Here is a 2796-nt window from a genome sequence, read left to right on the forward strand (position 1 = left end):
GCGAGCAAGGGCTACCCTGTGGTAAAATAACAGTCGCATCAATGAGTCCCAGCCAATCCCTCAACCATACTGGATGGGGTAAAAAAGTGCCGGCCTGAGCTTTGAAGCCGAGAGATCTGTGAACGGAAACGGAACGAGAACTACCTTTCCTTTCATCTGTATCTGACCTTCACATCTTTTATAGAGTAAATATCCGGCTCATCATCGAGAAAATCCTTTAAGCTAACTTCTGACAGCTTCATCATGGCTGTAATTTCCCTTTCTTCGAGCAATTCATCAAGTTTTCTGGACATTTCAGTTAAAATCCTCTTTATATCTGCTAACTCAGCTTCTATGCCCATAATGTTCAGTACACCCCCCTCATTTAAATACTTTACACGAAAGTTCCGCTACCGATCTCCAGAGATCACACCAGAATAATGGTTTTAAGAATTTGCCTTGTTCTGCAGAAAACTCCTGGATTGGGTGAGCAATCAAAAGCTCAGACCAGAGATTCATTCCTGAGAGCCTCCAGCAAGCCGGCCCAGCCCTCGTTTATCTCCCCTCTCAGCATCCAGTGGATTTCGCTCAGAGACCGCGTGAAAATGCAAGAAATAAAATAGAAGAGTTTTACGGCACTTTCACTTACTTCATGTAGAAGTCCCTGTACTGATCCCTGAGAGTTCTCTTGCTCGCCTTCCCGACGCTCGTCTTTGGGATCTCGTCCACAAACAGAATCTCATCGGGAAGCTGCCACTTGGCGAACCTCTGTTTCAGGTGGTCGAGAAGTTCCTCCTTCGTGATCTTGCCCCTGAACTCCTCCTTCACAACTACAAAGGCCAGGGGCCTCTCCTCCCACTTGGGATGAGGGATTCCGACGACGCAGGCCTCAAGCACCGCTGGATGAGCGACGAGGTAGTTCTCAAGGTCCACGCTGCTTATCCACTCTCCACCGCTCTTTATCAGGTCCTTGAACCTGTCCACGATCTTTATGTATCCGTGCTCGTCTATTGTCGCGGCATCGCCGCTCTTCCACCACCTCAGGAATCCATCCTCCACGAAGGAGTCTATCGTCCTGGCGTCGTTGTAGTAACTTCCGGTTACCCAGTGACCCCGTATGTATAGCTCCCCTATGCTCTTCCCATCCCACGGAACTGGATTTCCGTTCTCGTCCGCGAGCATAACCTCCACCCCGAACACCGGAATTCCCTGCTTCCTCCTCAACTCCCACTTCTCCTCCTCGCTCATGTTCTCGAGTTCCGGCTTCAGGAAGTTGTAACATACGAGCGGAGTGGTCTCAGTAGCTCCGTAGGCGTGGATAACCTCAATGCCGTACTCCAGCAGACCCTTCATCATCGCAAGCGGCGGTTCGGTGGCACCGCTCCACGCTCGAACGTTGAGCTTTGGCTTTCTGTCGAGGCTCTGCAGGTAGTTGAGCATGGGCAGGAATATTGCCGGCGCTCCGGCGGTAACAGTCACGCCTTCACTCTCCATCAGCTCCACGACCGGGCCAAGGTTGTCCACCCCGTACCTCCCCGGAAACACGAGCTTCGCCCCACCGATCGTTGCCGGATAGAACAGACCCCATCCGTTGGCGTGGAACATGGGAACGAGCTGCATGTACACGTCATCAGGCCTTATTCCTATCGCGTGGAGCTCTGCAAGTGAGTGAAGCACTAAGGCTCTCTGAGAGTAGTAAACACCCTTTGGATTGCCGGTCGTTCCGGAGGTGTAGCATGCTGTGCCAGCAGAGTGCTCATCCACCACCGGGAACTCGTAATCCGGATCGCCCTCCTTCACGAGATCCTCGTAGCTGTAAATGTTCTCCAGCTTCGTCTCCGGAAGATCGCTGTCAGCCATGATTATGTACTTCTCGGCCTTTATGTGGGGAGCGATGGCCTCGGCGAGCGGAAGGAGTGTCTCGTCCACGAATATTGCCTTCGCCTTGCTGTGGTTCGCGACGTACACTATCTCATTTGGATGCAGTCGCAGATTCATCTCCAGCAGCACAGCTCCCATTCCCGGGATCGCAAAGAAGAGCTCGTAGAACCTGTGGGTGTTCCAGCTCAGAACGCCAATCCTGTCAGCTGGACCTATGCCAATCTTTTCCAGCGAGTCAGCGAGTCTCCTGACCCTCTCGTACGCCTCCCGGTAGCTGTACCTGAGAACCTCCCCACTGTGGAGCCTCGACACTATCTCCCTGTCCGGGAAATACGTGGCGGCCCTCTTCAGGATGTTGATCAGGTTCAGCTGGTAGTCCTCCATCGTCGTTGCGGAAAAACCCTTAACGTACCTCATCACACCACCTCCATTTTTTAATTATTAATTGAGAAAAAATACTGCGATAAATACCTTACCATCACAGCCTCCCCGAAATTGCCCTCGAAATTATCAGTCTCTGAATTTCACTCGTCCCCTCATAAATCGTTCCAACCCTCGCATCCCTGTAGTAGCGCTCGACATCATACTCCTTGCTGAATCCGTAACCTCCGAATATCTGAACAGCCTCGTACGTAACCCTGACCGCAGTCTCGGTTGCGAACAGCTTAGCTGCAGAGCTTAAGGCCGGATCCGCCTTACCCCTGTCAACGAGCCACGCCGCCTTGAAGATCAGGAGCTTTGCCGCCTCAATGTCCTTGTACATGTCCGCCAGCTTGAAGGCTATGGCCTGGTGCTTGATTAAGGGTTTTCCGAAGGCCTTCCTTTCCCTCGCGTACTCCAAAGCCACTACGGTCCATTTGGAGTCTATTTGATGCTTTGCCTCACCGTATATACCGTATCTATCCTCTGTCGTATCGCTGTCGGTCCACTCCCCCT

At 52.2% G+C, this 2796-nt stretch carries 3 protein-coding genes; all 3 read right to left on the reverse strand.

From position 1 onward, the window contains the following. Positions 1-152: 152 nt before the first annotated feature. Complete coding sequence (locus ACXJJC_RS03240) at positions 153-341, reverse strand: hypothetical protein (protein WP_456369393.1); 189 nt, start codon at positions 339-341, stop codon at positions 153-155. 283 nt (positions 342-624) lie between these two features. Further along, positions 625-2277, reverse strand: coding sequence for a long-chain fatty acid--CoA ligase (locus tag ACXJJC_RS03245; RefSeq protein WP_456369394.1), 1653 nt, complete (start codon positions 2275-2277; stop codon positions 625-627). 61 nt (positions 2278-2338) lie between these two features. Beyond that, positions 2339-2796: acyl-CoA dehydrogenase family protein (locus ACXJJC_RS03250; protein WP_456369395.1), on the reverse strand; the 458-nt coding region annotated here is incomplete at its 5' end.

It is taken from the genome of Geoglobus sp., from assembly GCF_054018175.1.

What these genes read in the sequence shown, in the direction of transcription:
- ACXJJC_RS03240 (WP_456369393.1), bottom strand. Translation starts at nt 341, where the DNA reads ATGGGCATAGAAGCTGAGTTAGCAGATATAAAGAGGATTTTAACTGAA.
- ACXJJC_RS03245 (WP_456369394.1), bottom strand. Translation starts at nt 2,277, where the DNA reads ATGAGGTACGTTAAGGGTTTTTCCGCAACGACGATGGAGGACTACCAG.